Source organism: Pseudomonas sp. MWU15-20650, from assembly GCF_023242475.1.
Classification (GTDB): Bacteria; Pseudomonadota; Gammaproteobacteria; order Pseudomonadales; family Pseudomonadaceae; genus Aquipseudomonas.
This window is the reverse complement of sequence record NZ_JALJFG010000006.1, coordinates 164,928-188,726: the sequence shown is the minus strand read 5'-3', so window position 1 is coordinate 188,726 and position 23,799 is coordinate 164,928. Positions and strand designations below refer to the sequence as shown.

The following is a 23,799-nucleotide window of genomic DNA, read 5'->3' as shown; positions in this document are numbered from 1 at the left end:
GTTTGTGAGACTGCAATTTTTAGATAGTGCCTACGACTTTCTGATTTGCCGCACGCGTCCCTGCATGGCCTGATTCGCCCTTGTTCATTCAAGGCAGCCCCATGGAAAACGTTCACGCAAAACCCCGCACCGCTGTCTGGCTGATGATCAGCGTTGTGCTGGTCGCCCTTAACCTGCGCCCGTCGATGGCGGCCATAGGCCCGCTGTTGTCATCGATACGCAGTGATGTGCCCCTGAGTTTCAGCAGTGCGGCCTTGCTGACCATGTTGCCAGTCATGGCCATGGGCCTGGCCATGTTCTTTGGCATGGGCCTGGCCAGGCGTTTTGGCGAACACCGCAGCATTGTGGCGTCGTTGCTGGTGATCGGCGTGGCGACGCTGTCGCGGCTGTTTCTGGATTCGGCACTGGAACTGATCGTCAGCGCCATTGCGGCCGGCGTCGGGATTGCAATGATCCAGGCGTTGATGCCGGCACTGATCAAATCGCGGTTCAGCGATAACGTTTCGCTGTTCATGGGCTTGTATGTCACCGCTATCATGGGCGGTGCAGCATTGGCGGCATCGTTCTCCCCTTTCGTGCAAATGCAGACCGGCAGCTGGCGCATCGGCCTGGCGATCTGGGCCGTGCTGGCGTTGCTCGCGCTGGTGTTCTGGTCTGCGCAGCGCGCGGGTTTGCCACCCCTGCCCCAAGCTGGCGCCGGCCCGCAGGCGTCGTTCTTCGGTAATGGCCGTGCCTGGTTACTGGCAGTCTTCTTTGGCCTTGGCACCGCGTCCTACACCTGTGTCTTGGCGTGGCTGGCGCCGTACTACGTCGAACAAGGCTGGAGTGAACAAAATGCCGGTTTGCTGCTGGGCTTCCTGACTGCCATGGAAGTGGTGTCCGGCCTGATCACCCCTGCCATCGCCAACCGTCGCCAGGATAAACGCGCGGTGGTGGCCGTGTTGCTGGTGCTGATCATCAGCGGCTTCTGCGGCCTGATCCTCAGCCCGCAACACTGGAGCCTGCTGTGGCCTTGCCTGCTCGGCCTGGGCATCGGTGGCCTGTTCCCGATGAGCCTGATCCTGTCCCTCGACCACCTGGAGAACCCACGCCGCGCCGGTGGCCTGACCGCGTTTGTGCAAGGTATCGGTTACCTGATCGCGGGCCTGTCGCCACTGATCGCCGGGATGATTCGCGACCAGTTGGGCAGCTTCGAATGGGCCTGGTGGTCGCTGACCGCTGTGGTCGTGGTGATGCTGGTGATCGTCACACGTTTCAATCCGAAGCATTACGCACAACATATTCGCTGACGTCGTGTTGTAAACATTATTTGTCCCACCTCAAACATAGAAATGCCTTACAGAGCTTTCTATTGGTACGCCCGTTCCGTTAAGCTTTTGCCCTTGTCGCGCGCTGCCTCAGTGCCAAGGCTTACCGGATGGAATGGATGCTAAACAGTAACTTGCTCAGAAAGCTCGATATGCAGGACTTGATGGTGTTTATCGCCGTCTACGACCAGAGCAGCGTTACCGACGTGTCTGAAACGCTGTTCGTCAGCCAGTCCACCGTGAGCTACAGCTTGAAGAAGCTGCGCACCAGCTTTGAAGATGAGCTGTTTATCAACACGCGGGCGGGCATGCGTCCGACGTACAAAGCCAGCACGATGTATGGCCATGTGCAGAAGATCCTCGAAAGCATCAACCTGTGCCACGCCGGTGGCCAAGCCTTCGACCCGACCCAGAAGGCCGTGACCTTTAACGTCTGCGCGCCGGAATATTTCGAGCAACTGATCCTGCCGCGCCTGCTGAAAAACTTCGACCACGCCGACCTGCCAGTGATCGTCAACGTGCAAAAGCTGGAAACCGAGATTCCCGCCGACGACCTGCGTGAAGGCCATCTCGACCTGGTGATCTGCTTCGGCCCACACTTTCACCGCGCCCATAAAGACTTCAAGACCCAGATGCTGCTGGAAGATGACCTGGTGTGCGTCTTCGACAAACGCTCGGCGCCTCGGGAACCGGCGTTCAGCCTGCAGTCCTTCGTCGAGCGGCGCCACGTGTTCCCCACTCCGTGGACCTCCGACACCAACATGATCGATGGCTGGCTCGCGCGCCAAGCCCGCAAGCGCCAGGTGATCGCCCGGGCCAACAGCTACAGCGCCGCGTTGAAGATGATCAGCGGCACCGACTTCATCGTCACCCTGCCCCGCCGCGTGCAAAAGCTGCTGGCGCCCGCATCGGCGTTCGGCTTTTGTGAAGCCCCCAACGGTTTGCCGGGGTTCACGCTGGATATGCAGTGGAACGAAACCAGTGAACAGGACAGCGCCAATACCTGGTTTCGCGAGCAAGTGGTGAAGGTGTGCGCGGAGCAGGGGTTGTTGTAACCCTTAGCCGATCGCGACTTTGCTGTAGGCGTCGCGATCTATGTCGAGCAGTTCGACACTGAGTTGAACCTGCAGGTCCGCCGGCCACTCGCCCAGATCCTGCAACGCCGCCAACAGGCTTTCCGACAATTGCTTCTTGACCTGCGGCGAGCGCCCGCTGAGCAGCGACAACGTGACAGCGATAAACCCGCGCGGGCTGAGGGAGGTGCCGACCAGGAAACGCTCTACTTTCACGGCACGGCTTTTGATATCGAACTCGGAACCGAACTGCCCGGACGCCATCAGCACGTTGTTGAGCCGCAAGAGGGTTTTCTCGACGGCCAGGTCTGTCAGATTGGCGGTGTACTCCAAGTGCAGGTGCGGCATGAAAAGCTCCGATTTTTTGTAGGAAAAGAGTCATACATATAACACGTGGCCGAACTGAATCAGACCGCTTTCACTGTGAAACCTCGGTTTGGCTACGCAGCGAACGATTTTCCCAAAACGCCACGATCACCAATACGGCGGTGGTCAGCGCACCCAGTACCAGCGCCGAAAACACTGACTGCAACCCCAGCGGCAACAACACCAGCAACATCAGCAACCCGCCCAAGTGCGAGAACGGTGGCAATGGCCGGTCACTCATCACCCACTTGAACAACGCACAGCCCAACAAAAACAAGCCAGGGCCGGCGATGATCGCGATGACGCCCGCCTCGCTGGCATGCCCCGGATGCACCAGCACCAACTCGTCGGCCACCGCACTGACAATGATCCCCGCCACGATCAACACGTGCAGGTAGGTATAGGCAATCCGCGCCTGGCGGCCAGGGTCGGCGGAGCTGGCAATACGGTGGTGGGCGCGCTCGGCGCCGCTGTCGAAATAGATCCACCACAGGGCGATGCTGCCCACCACGGCCACCAGGAATGCGCCCAAGCCTTCCAGGCTCCAAGGCAATTCGGCGAATGTGGCGCCGGTCACCAACAACGACTCACCGAGGGCGATGATCACAAACAGGCCGCAACGTTCGGCCATGTGGTTGCCTTCCACATTCCAGTCCGCCAGCGTTGAACGCCCAAGCCCCGGCACCCAGAAATACACCGACGGCGATATCAGCTCAATCAACAGGGCCAATGCCCAAAAGGCCAGGCGCTGCTCCCCTTCGAGCAGCGCACCGGTCAGCCAGAACACGCCAGAGCAGAGCATCCACGCCAGGATCCGTTGGAAATTGCGGGTCATATTCAGCGACTCGCCGCGCACGGCCCACAAGGCAAACAGCGTGCGTGCGACTTGCATGAACACGTAGGCACCGGCAAACAGCAAGCCTCGATCACTAAAAGCCTTGGGGATTGAAGAGGACAAGAGCAGGCCGGCCACCATCAAGCCGAACAGGCCGATGCGGATCGGAATTTTTTCCGGATCGAGCCAGTTGGTGATCCACGAGGTAAAGATCCACACCCACCACACCGCAACCATCATCAGCGCCACCTGCACCGTGCCACCGAGTGTCAGGTGGGCAAGCAGCGAATGGGACAATTGGGTCACGGCGAATACGAACACCAGGTCGAAAAACAGCTCGACCATGCCAACCTTGCCGCTGTCATGACTGCCACGTCCACGCAGCAAGGAAGAGGATGGGGTCATCGGTGGAACTCCCTTAAGGCTTATCTCAGGATTTTTTCGCCATCGCCGGCAACTGCTCGCGCTCACTCATGAATGCCTCCAACCGCGAGCGCATCCAGCGTTCTGCCGGGTCGGTGTCCACATGGCTGAGCCAGACCATGGACAAGTCCAGGGTCGGGGTTTCAAACGGAAACGGCTCACAGAACAGATGCCCACCGGCGGCCATGGCCTGGGCCGTGTAGTCCGGCAGGCTGGCGATCATGTCAGTTCCCGCGAGCAACGCCGGCAACGCGCTGTATTGCGGCACCGACAGCACCACATGACGCTTTCGGCCGATCTCCGCCAGCCATTCATCCGCGAAACCGGACACGTTAGCGGTGTGGGAGACCAGCACGTGAGGCCGGGTGCAATATTCGTCGAGGGTCAGCGGTGTGTCCGAGGCATCGGCCCGCAACAGGCAAGGCCGGATGTGCCGCAATAATTTACGCTTGGCATTCGCCGGCAGGCCGCGTGTCTGGGTGATGCCAACGGTAATATCGCCGGAGGCCAGCAGGTCCGGGATGCGCCAGTAATCCACATGCTGCACCACGAACACCACCGACGGTGCTTCCTGGCGCAAGGCTCGCAGCAACGGTGGCAACAGGCCGAACTCCACGTCATCGGACAACCCGATACGGAACGTCATGGTGCTCAGAGACGGGTCGAAATCGTGCGTCAGGCTCAACGCCGACGATAAGGAATCCAACGCCGGTGACAGGTGCTGGATGATTTCCTCGGCTCGTGCGGTGGGTTCCATGCGGTGGCCAACGCGAATAAACAGCGGATCGTTGAACAAGGTGCGCAAGCGGTTGAGGGCCGAGCTGATGGTCGGTTGGCCGAGAAACAGCTTCTCTGCCACCCGTGTCACATTGCGCTCGAGCATCAGTGCTTCGAAGACCACCATCAAGTTGATGTCGGCCTTGCGTAATTCGTTGCGATTCATCGGCGCCCGCCCCTTTCCCCAAGACAAACCGCAGTTTAGAAAGCCCGTGGGGCTGCGTCTATGTGCACACTGTTCAACGCGCGGCTTTGAGACTATAAATCAGCTCTTAACGGTTGCAGGAACACCATCGTGCTGGTCATTCTCGCCCTTGCCATCGTCTTGGCCGGGTTCTGTCTCTGGATCATTCGGTTTGTCGCCCACCCAACCGTGCGCACTTTATTACGGGTGTTCGTCGGCTTGTGCCTGGCGGCGGTGGTCGCCTTTTTGATACTGGCGTCGGGTTTTCCTGTTTCGTTACTGGTTTCATAACACGCGACGCACCGCTCCCCCCTTACACCCTCAGCAAGGATCGCGACATCATGAAGTTTGCCTACACCATCATCTATGTGCCGGACGTGGCTGCATCCCTGGCATTCTTTGAAAAAGCCTTCGGCTTCAGCCGTCGTTTCCTGCATGAATCGGGCACCTATGGCGAGTTGGAAACCGGCGATACCACGCTTTCGTTTGCCGCCCATGAATTGGGCGAGCTGAACTTCAAGAGTGGCCATGTGCACGCACACGCCTCCCGGCAGCCGCTGGGCATGGAAGTGGGGTTCGTCACCGAGGATGTGTTCGTCGCCCACGCCAAGGCGCTGGTACAAGGCGCGATAGAACTGTCGCCACCGAGTACCAAGCCGTGGGGGCAAGTGGTGTCTTACCTGCGTTGCCCGGACGGCACCCTGGTGGAGCTGTGTACCCCGATCCATTGATCGGGGCTGATACGCTCAAGGTTTGGGCGGAAACTCCTGATCCCGCTCGGAAAGCTCCTTGCCGTCATCCGGGTGCTTCCAGGTTTGCGGTTTCTCCTCCTCACGACGCTGCCGGGGCTGCTCGCGCTCCGGCGCCTTGTCCTGCGTATGTTCGTTATCCATAGCCACCTCCCATCCGTAAGAATTGGTCACACCTGCAAGCATAGAACAAGGCCAACCGTTTGGCCGAACCTGCCAATTGATAACCTGAGAACATCAATACATCCAAAGAACTCACTTATCATTTCGAAATGTGTCAGCCACTATCCGCGGTCTTAAGCGAAACAAGCACTTTAAAAAGAACGCTGGAGACACAAAACCATGACTAGCCCTTCCCGGCCCGACTCTGCCCATTCGAAAGTAGGTGCAGTACTGCGCGTTACTTCGGGCAACTTCCTCGAACAGTTCGACTTCTTTCTGTTCGGCTTCTACGCCACCTACATCGCTGCCGCCTTCTTCCCTGCCGCTAATGAGTTTGCGTCATTAATGATGACCTTCGCCGTATTCGGCGCGGGCTTCCTGATGCGACCACTGGGCGCAATCATCCTGGGCGCCTACATCGACGATGTGGGTCGCCGCAAAGGGCTGATCGTGACCCTGTCGATCATGGCCAGCGGCACGCTCTTGATCGTGCTGGTGCCGGGTTATCAAACCATTGGCTTATGGGCGCCACTACTGGTGTTGCTGGGCCGCCTGTTGCAAGGCTTCTCGGCCGGCGCGGAGTTGGGCGGTGTATCGGTTTACCTCTCCGAAATGGCCACTCCGGGCCGCAAGGGCTTCTACACCAGTTGGCAATCGGGTAGCCAACAGATTTCCATCGTGGTCGCTGCCGCACTGGGCTATGGTCTGAACGTCTGGATGGAACCCGCCGTGGTGGCCGATTGGGGCTGGCGCATTCCGTTCGCCCTTGGCTGCGTGATCATCCCGTTCATCTTCGTACTGCGTCGCAACCTGCAGGAAACCGAAGAGTTCGCCAACCGCAAACACCGCCCGACCATGCGCGAAGTGCTGGCCACGCTGGTGAAGAACTGGACCGTCGTCATCGGCGGCATGTTGATGGTGGCCATGACGACCACTGCGTTCTACCTGATCACCGTGTACGCGCCGACCTTCGGCAAAACCGTACTGCAACTGAGCACGTCCGATGCCTTGCTGGTGACGCTGCTGGTGGCGGTGTCGAACTTTGTCTGGCTGCCAATCGGCGGCACCCTGAGCGACCGCTTCGGGCGCAAGCCGGTGCTGGTCGCGATGACCGCCCTGACCGTGATCACCGCGTACCCGGCCCTGTCGTTCGTGGTGAGCGCACCGAGCTTTGCGCACATGCTCGAAACCCTGCTGTGGTTCTCCTTCCTCTACGGCATGTACAACGGTGCGATGATCCCGGCGCTGACCGAAATCATGCCCGTGGAAGTGCGCGTAGCGGGCTTCTCCCTGGCCTATAGCCTGGCGACGGCGATCTTCGGCGGGTTCACACCGGCGATCTCGACCTGGTTTATTCACGTCACCGAAGACAAGGCTTCGCCGGCCTACTGGATGATGTTCGCCGCGCTGTGCGCCCTGTGCTCGACCCTGGCGCTCTATCGTCGCGCCAACAGCCGTGGCCAGGTCATGCGGGAGGCCGCGCTATGAAGCAGCTATTCAACACCCTGGCGGCCATGGCGTTCGGCGCCCTGGCGCTGACGGCCCAGGCCGAAGAACTCAAGGTAATGACCTCCGGCGGCTTCACCGCCGCTTATAAATTGCTCGGCCCACAGTACACCCAGCAAAGCGGCGATACGCTCGACACCATCCTCGGCCCGTCGATGGGCAAGGCGCCGCAGGCCATTCCCAACCGCTTGGCGCGAGGCGAAGAGGCCGATGTGGTGATCATGGTCGGCTATGCCCTGGATGACTTGATCAAGCAAGGCAAGGTCGACCCGGCCTCCCGCGTGGAACTGGCTGACTCGCGGATTGGCCTGGTGGTGAAGGCAGGCGCAGCCAAACCGGCCATCGGCACCGATGCCGAACTCAAGGCGGTGCTGCTCAAGGCCAAGTCCGTGGCGTACTCAGACAGTGCCAGCGGCGTGTATGTCCAGAAGGAGCTGTTCAAAAAGCTCGGCATGCCGGCCAAGGGCACGATGATCGAACGCATCCCGGTCGCCGAACAGGTCGCCAAGGGTGATTACGAAGTGGGCTTGCAGCAGGTCGCTGAACTGTTGCCAGTGCCGGGGGTGACTTATGTCGGCAAGATCCCGGAAGATGTGCAATCGGTAACGCGCTTTGCGGCAGGCATTCCGGTTAATGCCAAGCACCCGACCCAGGCCAAGGCATTGCTGCAATACCTGGCGTCGCCGCAGGCCCAGCCGGTGGTGCAATCCACCGGCCTGGACTCGGTGTCACACTGACCGAAACGGCATCTCCCGCACCAACCGCTCCAACTCCAACGCCGCCGGTGGCAACGTCCGCCCGCGGCGTTTGATCAAGCCCACATTGCGCATCACCTGCGGTTCCACCAGCGGCACGCTCACCAGAATCGGATGTGTACACGCCGGCATCGCAATCGATGGCACCATCGCCACCCCCAACCCCGCCTCCACCAACCCGATCATCGTGGTCACGTGGTGGGTCTCGCAAATACTCGGCTTTTTCACCCGTACGCCACGTAGAGCCTGGTCCAGCAGGAAGCGGTTGCCCGAGGTTTTGTCCACGGTGATGTAGTCATGCTCGTAGGCTTCGGACCAGCTCACACTCTCCCGCTCAGCCAACGGATGATCGCGCCGACAGGCCAGTACATAGCGCTCCTGCAATAACAGCTCGAACTCCACTTCATCCGCCAGGCTGCCGCTGAAACTCACACCAAAATCCGCCTCACCACTTTCCACCGCATTGCACACCTCGCCGGCGCTGGCATCCAGCACCCGCAGGCGAATCTTCGGATACAGCTTGTGGAATTCGGAGATTACGTGGGGCATGAAGTAGTACGCGGTAGACGGCACACAGGCGATGGTGACGTTACCCATGCGCGTGGAAGCGACGTTGCTGATGCCCATCAAGGCAAGGTCGAGGTCATCGAGCATACGCTCGACCTGAGGCAGGAACGCGCGCCCGACCATGGTCAGGCTGACCCGCCGCGTGGTGCGCTCGAACAACTTTACATCCAGGGCGGACTCGAGCTTTTCGATACGTCGGCTGAGGGCCGGCTGCGAGATACGGATCGCCTCGGCGGCTGCGCGAAAACTGCCCTTGTCTACCACGGCGCGGAAAGCTTGGAGGTCGTTGAGATCGAAGTTGATGATCACGAGGAGAGGCCAGTGTGGTCGATTTGGGGGGCATTATCGTCTGGACGGGGATAGGGCGCCATGTGTGTCAAAGGCGTCACATCGATTGCACTGATGATGACTATCGAAACGGTCGCCTGCTTGATGGCCAGGACGGGTTTATATAATTGCCTGCCATTTCTCCCCTCGCCTGTCTTCAGGCGACCTCTCTCTTGGAACCCAACACCATGCCAAGTGCCAGCCAGGCCCCTCGCGGTCGCCCCGAACATAGTCAACAAAGTGTCAAACAACAGTGGTTGGCGATTCTCTCAGTCGCCGTGGGCGCCTTTGCCCTAGTAACCAGCGAGTTTCTGCCGGTGGGCGTACTCAACGACGTCGCCAGCGACCTCGGCATCAGTGCCGGCCACGCCGGCCTGATGGTGACCCTGCCCGGTATCATGGCCGCCCTCGCCGCGCCCTTGCTGTCTGTCAGCATTGGCGCCATGGACCGTCGTTATCTGCTGATCGGCCTGACGCTGATCATGATCATTGCCAACTCGGTCGTGGCCTACGCCAGCGACTTCAGCCTGCTGCTGTTCGGCCGCGTTTTGCTGGGCATCAGCATCGGCGGGTTTTGGGCCACGGCCATCGCCCTCAGCGGCCGCCTGGCTCCCAAGGGCGTGGGCGTGGCAAAGGCTACCTCGATCATCATGATGGGGGTGACCCTGGCCACCGTACTGGGCGTGCCCGTCGGCACCTGGCTCAGCGGCCTGATGGGCTGGCGCATGACGTTCCTCGTCACCGCGCTGGTGGGCGTCCCCGTGCTGCTGGCACAGGTCTTCCTGCTACCGCGACTCACCCCGGAAAAGGCCATTCAGATCCGTGACCTGCCGGCCTTGTTTATCAACCCACAAGCGCGGGTCGGTTTGATCGCGGTGTTGTTGATCGGCCTGGCGCACTTTGCGGCGTACACCTACGTCGCGCCCTTCTTCAAACACAGCTCCGGCTTCGACGGCCCGACGATTGGCTCGCTGCTGCTGCTCTACGGTGTGGCCGGGGTAATGGGCAATGTTTTTGCCGGTTTCGCCGCCAACCGCAGCGTACGCCACACCCTGCTGTTGGTGGCGCTGATGATCGGCACCAGCACCGCCCTGTTCCCCTACTTCGCCACCGGCATGACCGGCGCCGCGATGCTGATCGCTCTCTGGGGCTTCGCCTTCGGCGCCTTCCCGGCCTGCGCCAGTATCTGGATGTTTGTCGTCGCACCCAAGGATGTCGAACGTGGCATGCCGCTGTTCGTCGCCCTGTTCCAGGTGATTATTGCCTTGGGTTCGTTCTTCGGTGGGCGGATTGTTGATCAAATGGGTAGCCCGGTGCTGTTGAGCCTGGCTACGGCATTGGTGGGGTGTGGTTTTGTGACGGTGCTGGTGCTTGGGCGCAAGGTCAGTAATAGCCTGGTGGCCCAACCCGGCTAACCGACCCCACATAAAAAACGGCACAAACGAAAGCCCCGTTGCTTAATCAGCAACGGGGCTTTTTCTATGCAATGGCGAAGATATGAGGCGTTCCAGCCGCCGCCAGAGGCCATGGCAAATGTGGCGGAGCACGGGTGATCTACGACCACTTCGTCTCGGCATCACAAACTCCATGTCCTTCGCAAAAGTCTAAGTTCCCCCCTTGGACTTTGCGCCACCTCGGTGAGGTTGGGAGGCCGGCCCTGGACGTCGCAGACCGGTTCGAACAGAGCCACCGTTATTTGAAAGTTCCCGCTTTCACGCTACGCATACGTTCGATGAATGCATCGTTCTCCGGCCGGCTCCACCCCGGGTGGGCTGCTCTAGCGGCGTCATACCACTCCTGCGGCCGCGTAATAGCCGCATTTTTCATCTGATCCCATGTTGGCGGCAAACTTGCCGTCTTCATGCACTCGGTCAGCGGACTCGTCTGCACCCCGTGTGGCAAGCCGAGTCCATCGAGCGAGTTCAGCCGTTTCAGGGAATCGCCATCAGCCTCGGCCGCGCCGTGGCGGAATTGATAGCTCGTTGGCGCCAGTACCTGATACCAACCAATACGGGCGTTTTTCTTGTCCAGCGGTGCGACAAGCAGGGTTAACTTGACTTCCTCAAGCGGCCCATCATGAGTCCTGGTCTTGTCGTTAACACCTGGGCTAGTCCAGGGGAAATACCCGTCCGCTTCGTAACCGAGTTGCTGCACGCCGACATACACCTGCCCCTTGCGCAGTACAACGAACTTAATCCAGACCCTGTCCGGGAGCTCGCGCACTTCACGCACAAAGGTACGGCCTCCGTCGGTGGAGAAGATAAGCTTTTGCGCTGCCCCCGCCATCATCGCGAAAATCACATCCGGATCGTCACTGGAAAAATGTATGTCTGGAACACTGCCTTCGCCCACATAGGAATCAATACCCTGGGCCGGGTCGACGTAGCGAACGATTCCTTTGCAGTTGGCGTTCAATTCGGCCGTAAACCACGTTTGCGCAGCCCACTGCCAGGCCTTTTGCGGCGGCGCATATAAAGCCAGTGCGCCCGAGAATTCGCGAATTTCCGGCGTTTGCCTAGTAGGCGACGGGATGGGGTAATGGATCCCGCATGCCGAGAGCACGCTGGTCAGCGCCAGCATGGCGCAGGAAAGACGTTTGAATTGCATCGGAATGCTCCACCTGCAGTGACGATCATCTGCGCCGTCGCGCGGTCCTTGCCTGCTGCACCGACGATGGGGGCAACCTGCGTGTGCATAGTGAACGAGGGCGAAGATAAGCACCTCATTTATTGCGCCATTCATAGTGTGCGTATTGATGCAGGGCACGATTGTTCAAACGCTCGCTGATTTGAGAAAAGCTGACGTCCATAAATGTCGCGTCCTTCAAGCGAGATGTTCCATTCCAGCCTTCGATTACCTTAAAGCCATTCCTAAGGGAAACCGGAGGCAGGGCACGGTTTTTCGTTAGTCAGAACACCCCGCAATCACCCGCGCCCAACCTGGCCCAGATCCTGCCTATATCAACCCCACCCAGTCGGTACTGACTACGCGGATGACACTTTTGAACCCTGCCGCCTCAGTCACTCCTCCGATAATCGAATGATTACTGACATAAACGCCGAGGCCCATCATGACGAGCGCATCCACCGAACAGGTAAGCCCCCAAACCCTGCGAAAGGTGATCATCGCCGCCGGCATCGGTAACTTCGTGGAGTGGTTCGACTTCGCCGTTTACGGCTTCCTCGCGACCACCATCGCCCAACAATTCTTCCCCAGCGGCGACGCCAGCGCGGCGTTGCTCAAAACCTTCGCTGTTTTCGCCGTCGCCTTTGCCTTCCGCCCGCTGGGCGGAATTTTCTTCGGCATGCTGGGCGACAGGATCGGCCGCAAGCGCACCCTGGCGATGACGATTTTGCTGATGGCGGGTGCAACCACCCTGATCGGCCTACTCCCCTCCTACGCCGCCATCGGTGTCGCGGCGCCGATTCTTCTGTCACTGATCCGCTGCGCCCAGGGCTTTTCCGCCGGGGGGGAATACGCCGGGGCCTGTGCTTACCTGATGGAGCACGCGCCAAGCGAAAAACGCGCCTGGTATGGCAGCTTCCTTCCGGTGTCGACGTTTTCTGCCTTCGCGGCGGCAGCGGTGGTGGCTTATGCACTTGAGGCGTCGCTATCCGCCGAGGCGATGGGCAGTTGGGGCTGGCGTCTGCCGTTTCTGATTGCCGCACCGTTGGGGCTGGTGGGGCTTTATCTGCGCTGGAAACTGGATGAAACGCCGGCCTTCCAGGCGGTGAAGCAGGAGCATGCCGTCGCTCATTCCCCCCTCAAGGAAACCTTGCGCAACCAGGGTGCGGCGATCTGCTGCCTGGGCGCTTTTGTGTCACTCACGGCACTGTCGTTTTATATGTTCACCACTTACTTTGCGACGTACCTGCAAGTCGCGGGCGGCTTGAGTCGTGCAGCGGCGTTGTTGGTGTCGCTGATTGCGTTGATTTTCGCGGCGGCGATTTGCCCGCTGGCAGGGCTGTATTCGGACCGGCTCGGGCGGCGGGTCACGGTGATGACGGCGTGTGTGGTATTGATGGTGGTGGTGTATCCGTCGTTCCTGATGGCGAGTTCGGGGTCGTTCGCGGCCTCTATCGTCGGGGTAATGTTGCTGGCGGTTGGCGCGGTGTTGTGTGGGGTGGTCACGGCGGCCTTGCTGTCGGAGACCTTTCCGACCCGTACGCGGTACACCGCGTCGGCGATTACTTACAACATGGCCTACACGCTCTTCGGCGGTACCGCGCCACTGGTGGCGACGTGGTTGATCAGCACCACCCACAGCAACTTGTCGCCGGCGTTTTATTTGATCGCTGTGGCGTTACTGGCATTGGCGGGTGGGTTGGCGTTGCCGGAGACGTCGAGGATTTCCCTGCATGAGGTGGGTACGTAGGCTAAAGTCATCGCAGACCTTCACGCTGGCCCGCGGGTATGATCCGGGATAGCCCCGCCCGATTGGACCCACGTTCATGCCCGTGTCCCAAACTCGCCCTTCACCCGCGCCATTCCTCAAACCAGGTGAGACCGTGGTGCTCTTCGACGGTGTGTGCAAGCTCTGCAATGGCTGGGCGCGGTTCCTGATTCGGCATGATCACCAACGGCGCGTGCGGTTGGCGACGGTGCAGTCGCCGGAGGGTCAGGCGCTACTGGCCTGGGCCGAGTTACCGTTGGATCAGTTCGAGACCCTGGCAGTGATTCGCGACCAGCATTATTGGCTGCGCTCGGATGCGGTTTTCGAAATCATTGCCCAGCTACCCGCCGGTTGGCGTCCACTGCTGCTGTTGCGTGGTATCCCGCGGGTACTTAGGGATTGGGCCTACGATCGCATTGCGCGCAATCGCTATCGGCTCTTTGGGAAGTACGACACCTGCCTGTTGCCGGACCCCGATCATGAGCAACGCTTTTTGAAGGGGTCGTAACGATCATCACCGGTATCGTGCAGCTCTGGCACGTCTACGTGTTCGCCTTTTGTCCGGTTGCGCCTCGGCGTTCGATACGCCTGTGCGGCAGATATTCGTAGCACAGAAGCGAATGAGGCGCCCCGAGAAGATGGCCGCCGTGCAGAGAGCGTCTTGGCGGTTTCAGGGGGGTCAAGAAATGTAGAGGTGCATTTTTTCACGCCCTCGATTGATATGATTATTTTCATATATGTTGCATATAGAATTTTATTGTGTCATTTATTGCTTCGCCGATCACAGGACCGATCCACAGCGCCACCTCGGATGGCGGGCACCCGCTTCCCCAAATGCCCCCAAGGAGTCAACAATTTGAACAAGACAGAACTTCTAGGCGCTCTGATGCTATGCGCTTTCAGCTTCCTGGCACATGCCGACGAAGACAGCCTGCGTATCGGTATCGAAGCCGCCTACCCGCCCTTCTCCTTCAAGACACCCGAGGGCAACGTCAGCGGGTTCGACTACGACATCGGCAACGCCCTGTGCGAAGAAATGAAGGTCAAATGCGAGTGGGTCATCCAGGAGTTTGACGGCATGATCCCGTCGCTCAAAGTGCGCAAGATCGATGCCGTGTTGTCGTCCATGTCCATCACCGAAGACCGGATGAAGTCCGTGGACTTCAGCAAAAAGTACTACCACACACCCGGCAAGTTCGCGATGAAGGCCGGCAACGTGATCAATGACCCGTTGGTGGACCTCAAGGGTAAGAAAGTCGGTGTGCAACGCGCCTCGACCTACGATCGTTTTGCCACCGAACAACTGGAAAACGCCGGCGTTGTCGTGGTGCGCTACGCCTCACAAAATGAAGCCTTCCTGGATCTTGCGTCGGGCCGTCTGGACGCCACCCTCGCCGACATCGTCAACACTGATGAGAGCTTCATCAAGACACCGGCGGGCCAGGGCTTCGCACTGACAGGGCCCGACATCAACAACCCGAAGTATTTTGGTCGGGGCGCCGGTATCGCCGTGCGCAAAGGCGACAGTGCCAACGTTGCGCGCCTGAATGCCGCGATTGACGCCATTCGCGCCAATGGCAAGTACCAGCAAGTGATAGCCAAGTACTTCGCATTCGATATCTACGGCGAGTAAGCCTTACCTTTAGCCCCGGCGCCGGCCCATTGCGGGCGTCTCTTGGGGCTTGTCTTGCGCGCCTCACGGCGCTCGCTTGAGGAACTTCATCATGCTCCACGGCTACGGATCGAGCATTCTCGATGGCGCCTGGCTGACCATAAACCTGGCCTTGACGTCCATGTCCCTGGCGATTGCCCTGGGACTGATCGGCGCGGCGCTCCGGTTGTCCCCACTCAAATGGCTGGCGATGCTCGGGGAAAGCTACACCACCCTGATTCGCGGCATTCCGGACCTGGTGCTGATCCTGCTGATTTTCTACGGGGGCCAGGATCTGGTGAACCGCATTGCCCTGGTGCTCGGTTACACCCACTACATCGATATCAATCCCTTTATCGCCGGAGTCTGCACCATGGGCTTCATTTTTGGCGCCTACCTCTCGGAAACCTTTCGCGGCGCCTTCATGGCGATCCCCAAAGGTCAGGCCGAGGCCGGTGTGGCCTATGGCATGAGCGGTGTGCAGGTGTTCTGGCGAATTCTGGTGCCGCAGATGATTCGTTTCGCCATTCCCGGGTTCACCAACAATTGGTTGGTACTGACCAAGTCCACCGCGCTGATCTCGGTGATCGGCTTGCAGGACATGATGTTCAAAGCCAAAAACGCAGCAGACGCCACCCACGAGCCCTTTACGTTTTTCCTCGCGGTGGCGGCGCTGTATCTGATGCTCACCAGCCTGTCCTTGCTGGTGCTGCGCTATCTGGAAAAACACTACTCGGTCGGCATCAAAGCCGCCGAATTGTGAGGGGAACCGCCCATGATTCTCGACTACAACCTGATCTGGGAAAACCTGCCGCTGTATTTCAATGGCGCCTTGTTGACCCTCAAAGTCCTGCTGATTTCCCTGGCCCTGGGTTTGCTATTGGCGATTCCCCTGGCACTGGGGCGGGTGTCGCGCTCGCCGCTGATCAACTTCCCGGCCTGGCTCTATACCTACGTGATTCGCGGCACGCCGATGCTGGTGCAATTGTTCCTGATCTATTACGGCCTGGCGCAGTTCGAAGCCGTGCGCCAAAGCGTACTCTGGCCTTACCTCTCCAGCGCCACCTTTTGCGCCTGCCTGGCGTTCGCGATCAACACCAGTGCCTATAGCGCAGAGCTGCTGGCCGGCAGTTTGAAATCCACCCCCCATGGCGAGATCGAAGCCGCCAAGGCCATGGGCATGTCGCGCCTGACCCTGTATCGCCGCATTCTCCTGCCGTCGGCCCTGCGCCGAGCATTGCCGCAGTACAGCAACGAAGTGCTGATGATGCTGCAAACTACCAGCCTGGCCTCCATCGTCACGCTCGTCGACATCACCGGGGCTGCGCGCACTTTCAGTTCACGGTTCTACCTACCATTCGAGGCGTTTATCACCGCTGGCCTCATTTACCTCGTCCTGACCTTCATGCTCGTGCGCCTGTTCAAATTGGCCGAGCGCCGTTGGCTGGCGTATCTGGCACCGCGCAAGCACTAAGGAGCTGCTATGGAGCATATTCAACACCTCTTGCCGTGGAGTGCATCGGGCACCGAACGAACGCTGACCCTGTTTCGTTTTGGCAGTGGCACACGCAAAGCGTATATCCAGGCGTCCTTGCATGCCGACGAGCTGCCAGGGATGCGCGTCGCCGTCGAACTCAAGCGCCGTCTTCTAGAACTGGAAACACAAGGCCGCCTGACTGGAGTGATCGAGTTGGTGCCAATGGCCAATCCGATCGGTATCGCCCAGATGTTCCAGGCCACCCATCAAGGACGCTTTGAGTTCTCCAGCGGCAAGAACTTCAATCGCGACTTCCCGGAGTTGGTCGATACTGTTGCACCGCTGCTGGAAGGCCAATTGGGAGACAATGCCGACGCCAATGTCGCCCTGATCCGCCGTGCCATGGGCGATGCCCTCGCCACCATGCCGGCACCGACCTCGGAACTCGACGGCCTGCGCCGCTTGTTGCTGCAGCATGCCTGTGACGCCGACGTGGTGCTGGACCTGCACTGCGATTTCGAGTCGGTCATGTTGTTGTATGCAATGCCGCAGCACTGGCCACGCTTGCAGTCACTGGCCGCACGCCTCGGTGCCGAGGTCACGTTATTGGCCGAAGCGGCAGGCGGCAGTGCGTTCGACGAAGCCTGCGCCATTACATGGATACGCCTGGCCGAGCGGTTTACGCAAGCCAATATTCCCCTGGCATGCGCAGCCACCACCATCGAACTGCGTGGCATGGCAGACACCGAGCGCGAGCCATGCGTCGACAACGCACAAGCCATTCTCGGGTATCTCGCCGAACAAGGCCTGATCAGCGGTGACTGGCCGGCGGCACCTCCAAACCGTTGCCAAGCCATGCCATTCGCCGGTGCACAGTACGCCTGTGCGCCCCACCCGGGTGTGGTGAGTTTTCTGCAACCGTTGGGCGCGCAGGTCAAGGTCGGCGATCCGCTATTCGAGGTCATCGACCCGCTGACTGACCGCCATAGCGTGGTGCGCGCCAGCACCGACGGCATTCTCTATGCCCGCGAACGGCTGCGCTTTGCCCAGCCAGGATTGTGGCTGGCCAAAGTGGCAGGCGTCACCCCCATTCGCCAGGGTCGCTTGCTCAGCGACTGATTCCAAAGAGTTCAAACCATGTACAAACTTGAAGTTCAGGACCTGCATAAAAGTTACGGCGCGCACCAGGTGCTCAGGGGCGTGTCCCTGCAAGCACGGGCCGGCGACGTGATCAGCATCATCGGTTCCAGCGGCTCTGGCAAAAGCACGTTCCTGCGTTGCATCAACCTGCTGGAGCAACCCAATGCGGGCCATATCGTGCTCAATGGCGAACCGCTCAAGCTGGTGGCCAACAAGCTTGGCGGGCTGAAGGCGGCCGAACCCACGCAGTTGCAACGTATGCGTTCGCAGCTATCGATGGTGTTTCAACACTTCAACCTCTGGTCACACATGAGCGCACTGGAAAACGTCATGGAAGCCCCGGTGCATGTGCTGGGCCTGGGCAAGAAAGAGGCACGGGAAAAGGCCGAGCACTACCTTGAGAAAGTCGGTGTGGCGCACCGCATGAGTGCCTGGCCGGCGCATATGTCCGGTGGCGAGCAGCAGCGCGTGGCCATTGCCCGCGCACTGGCGATGGAACCCCAAGTGATGCTGTTTGATGAGCCCACATCGGCGCTCGACCCCGAACTGGTCGGCGAAGTGCTTAAAGTCATGCAGGATCTGGCGCAGGAAGGCCGCACCATGGTGGTGGTGACCCACGAAATGGGCTTTGCCCGCGAGGTTTCGAACCAACTGGTGTTCCTGCACAAGGGCGTTGTTGAAGAGCGCGGCGACCCGCGCAAGGTGCTGGTCAACCCGCAGTCCGAACGCCTCCAGCAGTTTCTGTCCGGAAGCTTGAAGTAAGACCGCCGCCCACTCGGCGTTGCCCTGACAAGGTTAGCTTCGGATACACTCCAGCCAACCTTGTCAGGGTATCAGGCACGACCCTTCTCTCACCTTCAGGAAATGTTGAGCTGGATATGCCAACCCCATCGAAAGACACCACTGTCTATGCCGCGCCAGTCATGCGCAAACTGACGGAAATCGTTTCCGAACTGCCACCTTCACTGCGCAAGGTGGCGGACTTTATCCTGCGTCACCCGCTCAAAGCCGCGACGCTGACCATCGAGGAGATGGCGCACGAAACATTGACCTCACCCGCCGCCGTCAACCGCCTGGCCAAAGCGCTGAACCTCGGTGGCTACAGCGGCATGAAGGTCGAGTTGCTCGCCACGTTGCAGCAGATGGTGTCGCCGGTCGACAAGCTGCGCAACGAACTTGCCCATCGCCCAGACGGCGCGTTTGGCCTGCACGAGCAACTCCAGAGCGCCAGCAGCAACCTGGCCACGGCGGCAACCAACAACCATGCCGATACCTTTGAAGCGTTCGTCACCCGCCTGATCAGCGCACGCAAAATCTATATTCTGGGGTTCGGCAACAGTGTTTACTTAGCTGGCCTCGCCGCCTCGACCCTGATGCCCTTCTGTGCCGAAGCCACGGCCATCAGCATGGAGGGAGGCAACGAAAACGCCGCGTACCGACTGGCCGCGATCACCGATCAGGACGTGTTGTTGGCGATCTCCCTGCCGCGCTACTCCCTCGATACCCTGCAACTGGCCCGCTTCGCCAATGAACGTGGCGCATCGGTGCTGGCAATTACCGACTCCCCCGCCTCGCCGCTCACCGGCATTGCCGAACACACGTTGTTTGCGCCTTGCGATCACCCGGTGCTGACCAGCTCCAACATCGCCGTGCTGGCCCTGATCGAAGGCTTGGTCGCCGGCGTGATGGCGCGTAATAAAGAAGCGGTTAAGCTGGCTACCGAACTGACTGAAAGCGTGATGTCGTACCTGCACATTCCTGCCAGCGGTAAGCCGTCGAAAAAGTGATTCCGTTAGGGTTTTTACCTCATGGGCCTGTGCGGTCTCGATGTGTTTAGAGCATTTTCGTACAGCCCATCAGCCAACCGGCTCGAACCGGCGCCGCGTCAGGAACAACCCCACCCCCAGCGCAACGGCAAAGATCGACAACAACCCAGATCAACCCCCAATAAGCGGATCTAGCTTGCCGCAACGCAGCCGCCCCTATCTCCGGAGACCTTCAGATATCTTGCTCGCAAGCACGGTATCGCGGCAGCCATGCACACGATTGAGCTGCACCTCAATGTGATCGAACCGGTTGCCAGACAGTAGCGCCACCAGAGACCGCGCGGTGAAATTCTGCCCGCCTTCAGTCAAGATCTGTACATAGAGACTCATGAGCGCCGGCAGAATCGGCCCGGCCAGATCATCGTCCAACAAAGTTTCACTGACCACCAGACACCCTCCTGATTTGAGGTGGTGGTGAGCATTGGCCAGCAGTGTGACTTGGTAATCATGACTCCAGTCCCCCAACACAGCGGAAATCAGCACCACATCAAATTCAGCCTCAGCCAATGGCAAGCGAGCGAAGATATCTCCGGACAGACAAGAAATTCGATCGCCCAATCCATTGCGATCGACTTCGGCGCGGGCAAAACGCGTGGCTTTTTCCAGATCAATCAGTGTGATCTGCGCCAGAGGGATCGCCTGTGCGATTTCAATAGACACCTGCCCACCACCGCCGCCCAGATCAAGTATGCGTAACGGAGCCGCAGAGCCGATTCTCGCGCTCACTGCATCGGCAATTCGTGTCCCCGCGCCAGTGCTGAAGGTGTTCATGGCCGACATAAACACATCGAAGTCGTTCTCGCTTTTGTCCAGCTCGGCGTAAAACTCATTGGTGTTGCCTGGCGCCGAAGACAGTTGCAGGCGATCAGAGATTGGCTTGCCACTTTTGAGCGACTCGGCAAGCTGACCGAACAATGGATAGACATGACGACTATGGTGTTCGACCGCCGAGCAAATATTGTGCGCACTGTGGCGTGAAAGCAGTTTCTGCGCATCGCTTGAGTTGAAGAACTGTTCATCCCTCTGAATGATCAATCCCACCGACAAGCCGAAGGACACCAGTTTCTGGACTTGCGTCGCACTGAGCTGGCACGCGTCGGCCACTTCACTGATTGTCATTCCCGATGTCTCATCCAGATGACTGAACAGACCCACCTCTACGCAACCGAATAATGAGGCAGACAACATGTAGCCGTTAACCAGGGTATGTACCAACGCTTCTGAGCTTGGCAATTTACCTCGAAAATCAATGGTTCCCTGATTCAGCATATCTTTGATCCCTGTATTAAATTGATGTAAGCCAAGCTCTTGGCCGGTGCGTACTTGAAAGCGGCGCCTTCGCCGAAAGCAAATACATGTGTATGGTCGGGCAATGTGGCTTGCGCCTCAGGCGCCACTGAAGCGAAGGCGTCTGCCGAGCGTGTGGTTCGCACACCGGAGAATGAAAGCGGCGCGGGTGCGTAGCGCTGTAAATGCGCCACGGCCTTGTCCAGATGAGCGTTGGCACGGTCAGGCAGATTGTCTGGCGCGACGTCCCAATCTGGCTGAGGGAGGCCAAATAAGATCTCGCCGCACGCGGTCGGACGAGCATGGAAGCCACTGCCGTGTTCAACCACAAACGGCAGGTGCGCCAGGTTATGGCCTGCAAGCCGGTGAACGGTGATGGTTCGATTGCGCACTACATGCGGCAGCCCTAGGCGCTCGAGCAGGCTTGGGGTCCAGTAACCCGTGGCAAAGATCACTCCATGCGCCATGTAACGTCCCGCTTGTGTCACCAATTGCCGTACACTGGCACGGTCCTCGAAAGCCAGCACCTGATGACCAAACCGGAAGACCACCCCAAGCCGTTCACACGCAGCACGCAGCGTATGCCATGTGATCAGGGGATCTCTGAAGCCCGCGTGTTCATCTTCCACGGCGTAATCCACTGCCCCCCATTCGATATGCGGCCTGCACGCCTTAAGCTGTGCACGTGAAAGCACTCGCATGCCGCTCGCGTGAGCCCTGTCCAGCAGACCCTCAGCGGCTGCCGTACCGAAGCCGTAATAACTCGTGCAAGGACGGAAATCGTCAGCCAGTCCCAGTTCCGAGTAAAAATTGTGGCTCTGTACGATCTGAGCCGAGATGATAGGGTCAGGATCGAAAAAGCGTATTCCGGCCCCGGACACAATAGAGGCGTTTGCCACCTGGGACATTTGCTCGATGACGCACACACGCAGCTTGCGTCGTGCCAGATGCAGTGCGGTGCACAGACCAACCACCCCGGCACCGACGACGAGCCAGTCGTGGTGGCTAGATCCCTCGCTTGCACTCATGATCGATCCAGCTCGCCAATCACCTGCGGCATGATGCAGCTCAAGTGCAAGCGCAACAGCGCCATGGCTTCGGACTCCAGATACATGCTGGTGCGGCGCTCACCGTGGTCGGCCGAATCATCGAAATAAGCGCAGGTCATTCGCTGAAAACGGGTTAACACATCAAGCAATTGCTTGACTGAATTGGCGTATTGTTTGACGGCATACCCGTTGGGCACGCTGAGGGCGTTGCCCAGATGGATCTTGTGCCGATTGAAATACGTGTCGTATTCCTGGTGCAATCCAGTCCAGGAGCCTGGCTGCGGAACGACGCCCGCAAAGTGCTCGTCGAGTCGCTGTCGATGGATTGCAAACAATTGCGTGAGGTCGGCCTGAGCGCTTTGGCGAAACCTGTCAAACTCACTGCGATCATAGTTTTCCCGGTTAACGTCGGGTCTTTTCAGCGACAGGTAGAAGCGGTACCAGTCAGCAACGGCCGGCGAAGTAAACACATCGTTAGCCCAGATCGCGTGGTTGCGGCTAGTGGAAAATTTCAACTGTTCCAACAACAAGAACTCGTTAACCACGAACGTTATCTTCAATGCCCTCACACCCAGCGCGGCGAATAACTGCGGGTACAAATGGGCGTAATAAAACGAGTTGTCAAAACCCATCAGGTGAATGATTTCAAAATCTGCGCCATTGAGGCGTTCAATAGCCTGTTCGACATCACTGACTTCTTCGCCAAATACACTCTTGTAAATGGCGGCCAGGTAACCGGCAGCCATTTCGATCCAGGCTAGATAGGATTGCCCCCTCAGCTCCGGATATCTTGAAGGCACGCCCCATTCACTGTGGAACGTCACTACATAATCTTCCTGCGCGAGCCCCTGTTGCTTGAGCAGGTACTTTTCAAGTTTCTGTGGCGCAGTGACTTGAAAACCGGCGCGTTTAAAATCCGCAGCGCATCGGCCCAGATCCAGTACACCTTTTTTGCCCCGCCTTAGCGTCGGCGCCGCACCGCACAAGTTGCATGACACCTCATGCAGGTTGTAGCTGTTATTCGGGCTGCCGCAGTCTTCGCAAATACACCCATTGGAGGGGGCATGACACGTGGGACAGCCGCCTCGGGCAAAGGCGTCGAACACTTCAAGCTGGCAATCGGTGCACCATGCAATACCTTGCTGTTTGATCTGCAGAACGTCTTTTGCCAGCAGGCGCTCGATAAAGTCATGCACAAATTCGAGGTGAAAATGGCTGTCGCAATCATGCACGTCGTCATAACCGATACCTGCGTTATCAAAAGTGCACATGATCGAACGACTGAACTTTTCATAGATATCGTGGGCATGAATACCCTGTTGCCGCGCCTTCAGATCGACATAGGACTGGTGCTTGTCCAGACCGACAATCAGGCTGGCCGATGTGCCTTGGCTCTGTAGATAGCGCTTTATGATATCGGCGCAAATATAAGGCCCGGAAATATGCCCAAGGTGCAGATCGCCATTGGGTGTCGGGGGCGGCGTAAACAGGATCTGGCGAGTGGTCCGCGGCTCGGCTTGTGATTCTTCGTCTTCCCACCAGATACTCATGAACTCAACGTGCGACTGAGGATCAGCCTCGATGTAGTGTTCGCTGAAAGGCTTGATGTAAATGACATCTCCGGCCGAGATGTTGCTTCGAATGTTGTCCTGAACAAACTCGCCATGACCAGAAACGATGATGAACGTTTCATGTTCGTGGTGCAGATGTGGTTGGCTCAGCGTCCCGGCTTGAACGGTGACACTGGCAGAGCCGAAGGGTGTACGCAGCCACGGCTCAGGATAGATACGCTTGATCTGTGCGTTGTATTCATGACTCAACTTGAACTGCTGATGCTTTCTGACGACTTCCATGATTGTCTCCCCAACTCGCAAACATGCTGATCACCGGGCACAGGAATCCCCGGATGCAGACCTGTGTCTGCACCCTTCGTCCGTTCTTATTG

General features: G+C 58.9%; 24 protein-coding genes. 15 read left to right on the top strand and 9 right to left on the bottom strand.

All coding sequences use genetic code 11. The features are described from left to right. Window positions 1-101: 101 nt before the first annotated feature. Together M5B43_RS08485 and M5B43_RS08480 are read left to right on the top strand one after the other, a co-directional pair. Window positions 102-1,289, top strand: a complete 1,188-nt coding sequence (locus tag M5B43_RS08485) for a cyanate transporter (RefSeq protein WP_248749667.1) — start codon at window positions 102-104, stop codon at window positions 1,287-1,289. A 137-nt stretch (window positions 1,290-1,426) separates the two neighbouring features. After that, window positions 1,427-2,362: a LysR family transcriptional regulator gene (locus M5B43_RS08480; protein ID WP_248749666.1), complete on the top strand. Its 936-nt coding sequence runs from the start codon at window positions 1,427-1,429 to the stop codon at window positions 2,360-2,362. A gap of 3 nt (window positions 2,363-2,365) precedes the next feature. Here the strand turns inward: M5B43_RS08480 and M5B43_RS08475 are convergent, their stop codons facing one another. The 3 genes from M5B43_RS08475 to M5B43_RS08465 form a co-directional block, all read right to left on the bottom strand. Beyond that, window positions 2,366-2,728, bottom strand: a complete 363-nt coding sequence (locus tag M5B43_RS08475; protein ID WP_248749665.1) for a 5-carboxymethyl-2-hydroxymuconate Delta-isomerase — start codon at window positions 2,726-2,728, stop codon at window positions 2,366-2,368. A gap of 70 nt (window positions 2,729-2,798) precedes the next feature. Further along, window positions 2,799-3,986, bottom strand: coding sequence for a low temperature requirement protein A (locus M5B43_RS08470; RefSeq protein WP_248749664.1), 1,188 nt, complete (start codon window positions 3,984-3,986; stop codon window positions 2,799-2,801). A 25-nt stretch (window positions 3,987-4,011) separates the two neighbouring features. Then, window positions 4,012-4,947: a LysR substrate-binding domain-containing protein gene (locus M5B43_RS08465; RefSeq protein WP_248749663.1), complete on the bottom strand. Its 936-nt coding sequence runs from the start codon at window positions 4,945-4,947 to the stop codon at window positions 4,012-4,014. A gap of 129 nt (window positions 4,948-5,076) precedes the next feature. Between M5B43_RS08465 and M5B43_RS08460 the strand changes: the two genes are divergently transcribed. Next, complete coding sequence (locus tag M5B43_RS08460) at window positions 5,077-5,256, top strand: hypothetical protein (protein ID WP_248749662.1); 180 nt, start codon at window positions 5,077-5,079, stop codon at window positions 5,254-5,256. Between the two features lie 50 nt (window positions 5,257-5,306). Further along, complete coding sequence (locus M5B43_RS08455; protein ID WP_248749661.1) at window positions 5,307-5,696, top strand: VOC family protein; 390 nt, start codon at window positions 5,307-5,309, stop codon at window positions 5,694-5,696. 15 nt (window positions 5,697-5,711) lie between these two features. Here M5B43_RS08455 and M5B43_RS08450 read toward each other — a convergent pair whose 3' ends face one another. Then, entirely contained in the window at window positions 5,712-5,858 is a 147-nt protein-coding gene (locus tag M5B43_RS08450; RefSeq protein ID WP_248749660.1) for a hypothetical protein, read from the bottom strand. Window positions 5,859-6,056: 198 nt separating this feature from the next. Between M5B43_RS08450 and M5B43_RS08445 the strand changes: the two genes are divergently transcribed. Together M5B43_RS08445 and M5B43_RS08440 are read left to right on the top strand one after the other, a co-directional pair. After that, on the top strand, window positions 6,057-7,364 hold the full coding sequence (locus M5B43_RS08445) for an MFS transporter (protein ID WP_248749659.1): 1,308 nt from the start codon (window positions 6,057-6,059) through the stop codon (window positions 7,362-7,364). After that, the gene (locus M5B43_RS08440; protein ID WP_248749658.1) at window positions 7,361-8,119 is read left to right on the top strand and encodes a substrate-binding domain-containing protein; all 759 of its coding nucleotides are present in this window, start codon (window positions 7,361-7,363) and stop codon (window positions 8,117-8,119) included. Before M5B43_RS08445 ends, M5B43_RS08440 begins: the two co-directional genes overlap by 4 nt. On the opposite strand, the gene M5B43_RS08435 is transcribed toward M5B43_RS08440, so the two are convergent. Continuing rightward, a complete protein-coding gene (locus M5B43_RS08435; protein WP_248749657.1) occupies window positions 8,111-9,013 on the bottom strand; it encodes a LysR family transcriptional regulator in 903 nt (300 codons plus the stop codon). The genes M5B43_RS08440 and M5B43_RS08435 overlap by 9 nt on opposite strands. A 206-nt stretch (window positions 9,014-9,219) precedes the next feature. Here M5B43_RS08435 and M5B43_RS08430 point away from each other — a divergent pair, with 206 nt between their 5' ends. Then, complete coding sequence (locus tag M5B43_RS08430; protein WP_248749656.1) at window positions 9,220-10,446, top strand: MFS transporter; 1,227 nt, start codon at window positions 9,220-9,222, stop codon at window positions 10,444-10,446. Window positions 10,447-10,723: 277 nt separating this feature from the next. Here the strand turns inward: M5B43_RS08430 and M5B43_RS08425 are convergent, their stop codons facing one another. Further along, window positions 10,724-11,638 carry a hypothetical protein gene (locus tag M5B43_RS08425; protein ID WP_248749655.1) on the bottom strand — a complete coding sequence of 305 codons (915 nt, stop codon included), beginning with the start codon at window positions 11,636-11,638 and terminating at the stop codon, window positions 10,724-10,726. Between the two features lie 463 nt (window positions 11,639-12,101). On the opposite strand from M5B43_RS08425, the gene M5B43_RS08420 reads away from it, so the two are divergent. From M5B43_RS08420 to M5B43_RS08385, 8 genes are all read left to right on the top strand, one after another. Next, the gene (locus M5B43_RS08420; protein WP_248749654.1) at window positions 12,102-13,406 is read left to right on the top strand and encodes an MFS transporter; all 1,305 of its coding nucleotides are present in this window, start codon (window positions 12,102-12,104) and stop codon (window positions 13,404-13,406) included. A gap of 76 nt (window positions 13,407-13,482) precedes the next feature. Beyond that, window positions 13,483-13,932: a thiol-disulfide oxidoreductase DCC family protein gene (locus M5B43_RS08415; protein ID WP_248749653.1), complete on the top strand. Its 450-nt coding sequence runs from the start codon at window positions 13,483-13,485 to the stop codon at window positions 13,930-13,932. A gap of 348 nt (window positions 13,933-14,280) precedes the next feature. Beyond that, window positions 14,281-15,057: an ABC transporter substrate-binding protein gene (locus tag M5B43_RS08410; RefSeq protein ID WP_248749652.1), complete on the top strand. Its 777-nt coding sequence runs from the start codon at window positions 14,281-14,283 to the stop codon at window positions 15,055-15,057. A gap of 91 nt (window positions 15,058-15,148) precedes the next feature. Further along, a complete protein-coding gene (locus tag M5B43_RS08405; RefSeq protein ID WP_248749651.1) occupies window positions 15,149-15,838 on the top strand; it encodes an ABC transporter permease in 690 nt (229 codons plus the stop codon). Between the two features lie 12 nt (window positions 15,839-15,850). After that, on the top strand, window positions 15,851-16,549 hold the full coding sequence (locus M5B43_RS08400; protein ID WP_248749650.1) for an ABC transporter permease: 699 nt from the start codon (window positions 15,851-15,853) through the stop codon (window positions 16,547-16,549). Between the two features lie 9 nt (window positions 16,550-16,558). After that, entirely contained in the window at window positions 16,559-17,671 is a 1,113-nt protein-coding gene (locus M5B43_RS08395) for a succinylglutamate desuccinylase/aspartoacylase family protein (protein WP_248749649.1), read from the top strand. A gap of 18 nt (window positions 17,672-17,689) precedes the next feature. Further along, window positions 17,690-18,454, top strand: coding sequence for an ATP-binding cassette domain-containing protein (locus M5B43_RS08390; RefSeq protein ID WP_248749648.1), 765 nt, complete (start codon window positions 17,690-17,692; stop codon window positions 18,452-18,454). Between the two features lie 116 nt (window positions 18,455-18,570). Beyond that, entirely contained in the window at window positions 18,571-19,479 is a 909-nt protein-coding gene (locus M5B43_RS08385) for a MurR/RpiR family transcriptional regulator (RefSeq protein WP_248749647.1), read from the top strand. A 195-nt stretch (window positions 19,480-19,674) separates the two neighbouring features. Here M5B43_RS08385 and M5B43_RS08380 read toward each other — a convergent pair whose 3' ends face one another. From M5B43_RS08380 to M5B43_RS08370, 3 genes are read right to left on the bottom strand one after another with little or no spacing between them, the layout of a single operon-like run. Then, on the bottom strand, window positions 19,675-20,787 hold the full coding sequence (locus M5B43_RS08380; protein WP_248749646.1) for a methyltransferase: 1,113 nt from the start codon (window positions 20,785-20,787) through the stop codon (window positions 19,675-19,677). Continuing rightward, window positions 20,781-21,833, bottom strand: a complete 1,053-nt coding sequence (locus M5B43_RS08375; RefSeq protein ID WP_248749645.1) for an FAD-dependent oxidoreductase — start codon at window positions 21,831-21,833, stop codon at window positions 20,781-20,783. The genes M5B43_RS08380 and M5B43_RS08375 overlap by 7 nt, the downstream gene beginning before the upstream one ends. After that, the gene (locus M5B43_RS08370) at window positions 21,830-23,707 is read right to left on the bottom strand and encodes a class I tRNA ligase family protein (protein WP_248749644.1); all 1,878 of its coding nucleotides are present in this window, start codon (window positions 23,705-23,707) and stop codon (window positions 21,830-21,832) included. The genes M5B43_RS08375 and M5B43_RS08370 overlap by 4 nt, the downstream gene beginning before the upstream one ends. Window positions 23,708-23,799: the final 92 nt, after the last annotated feature.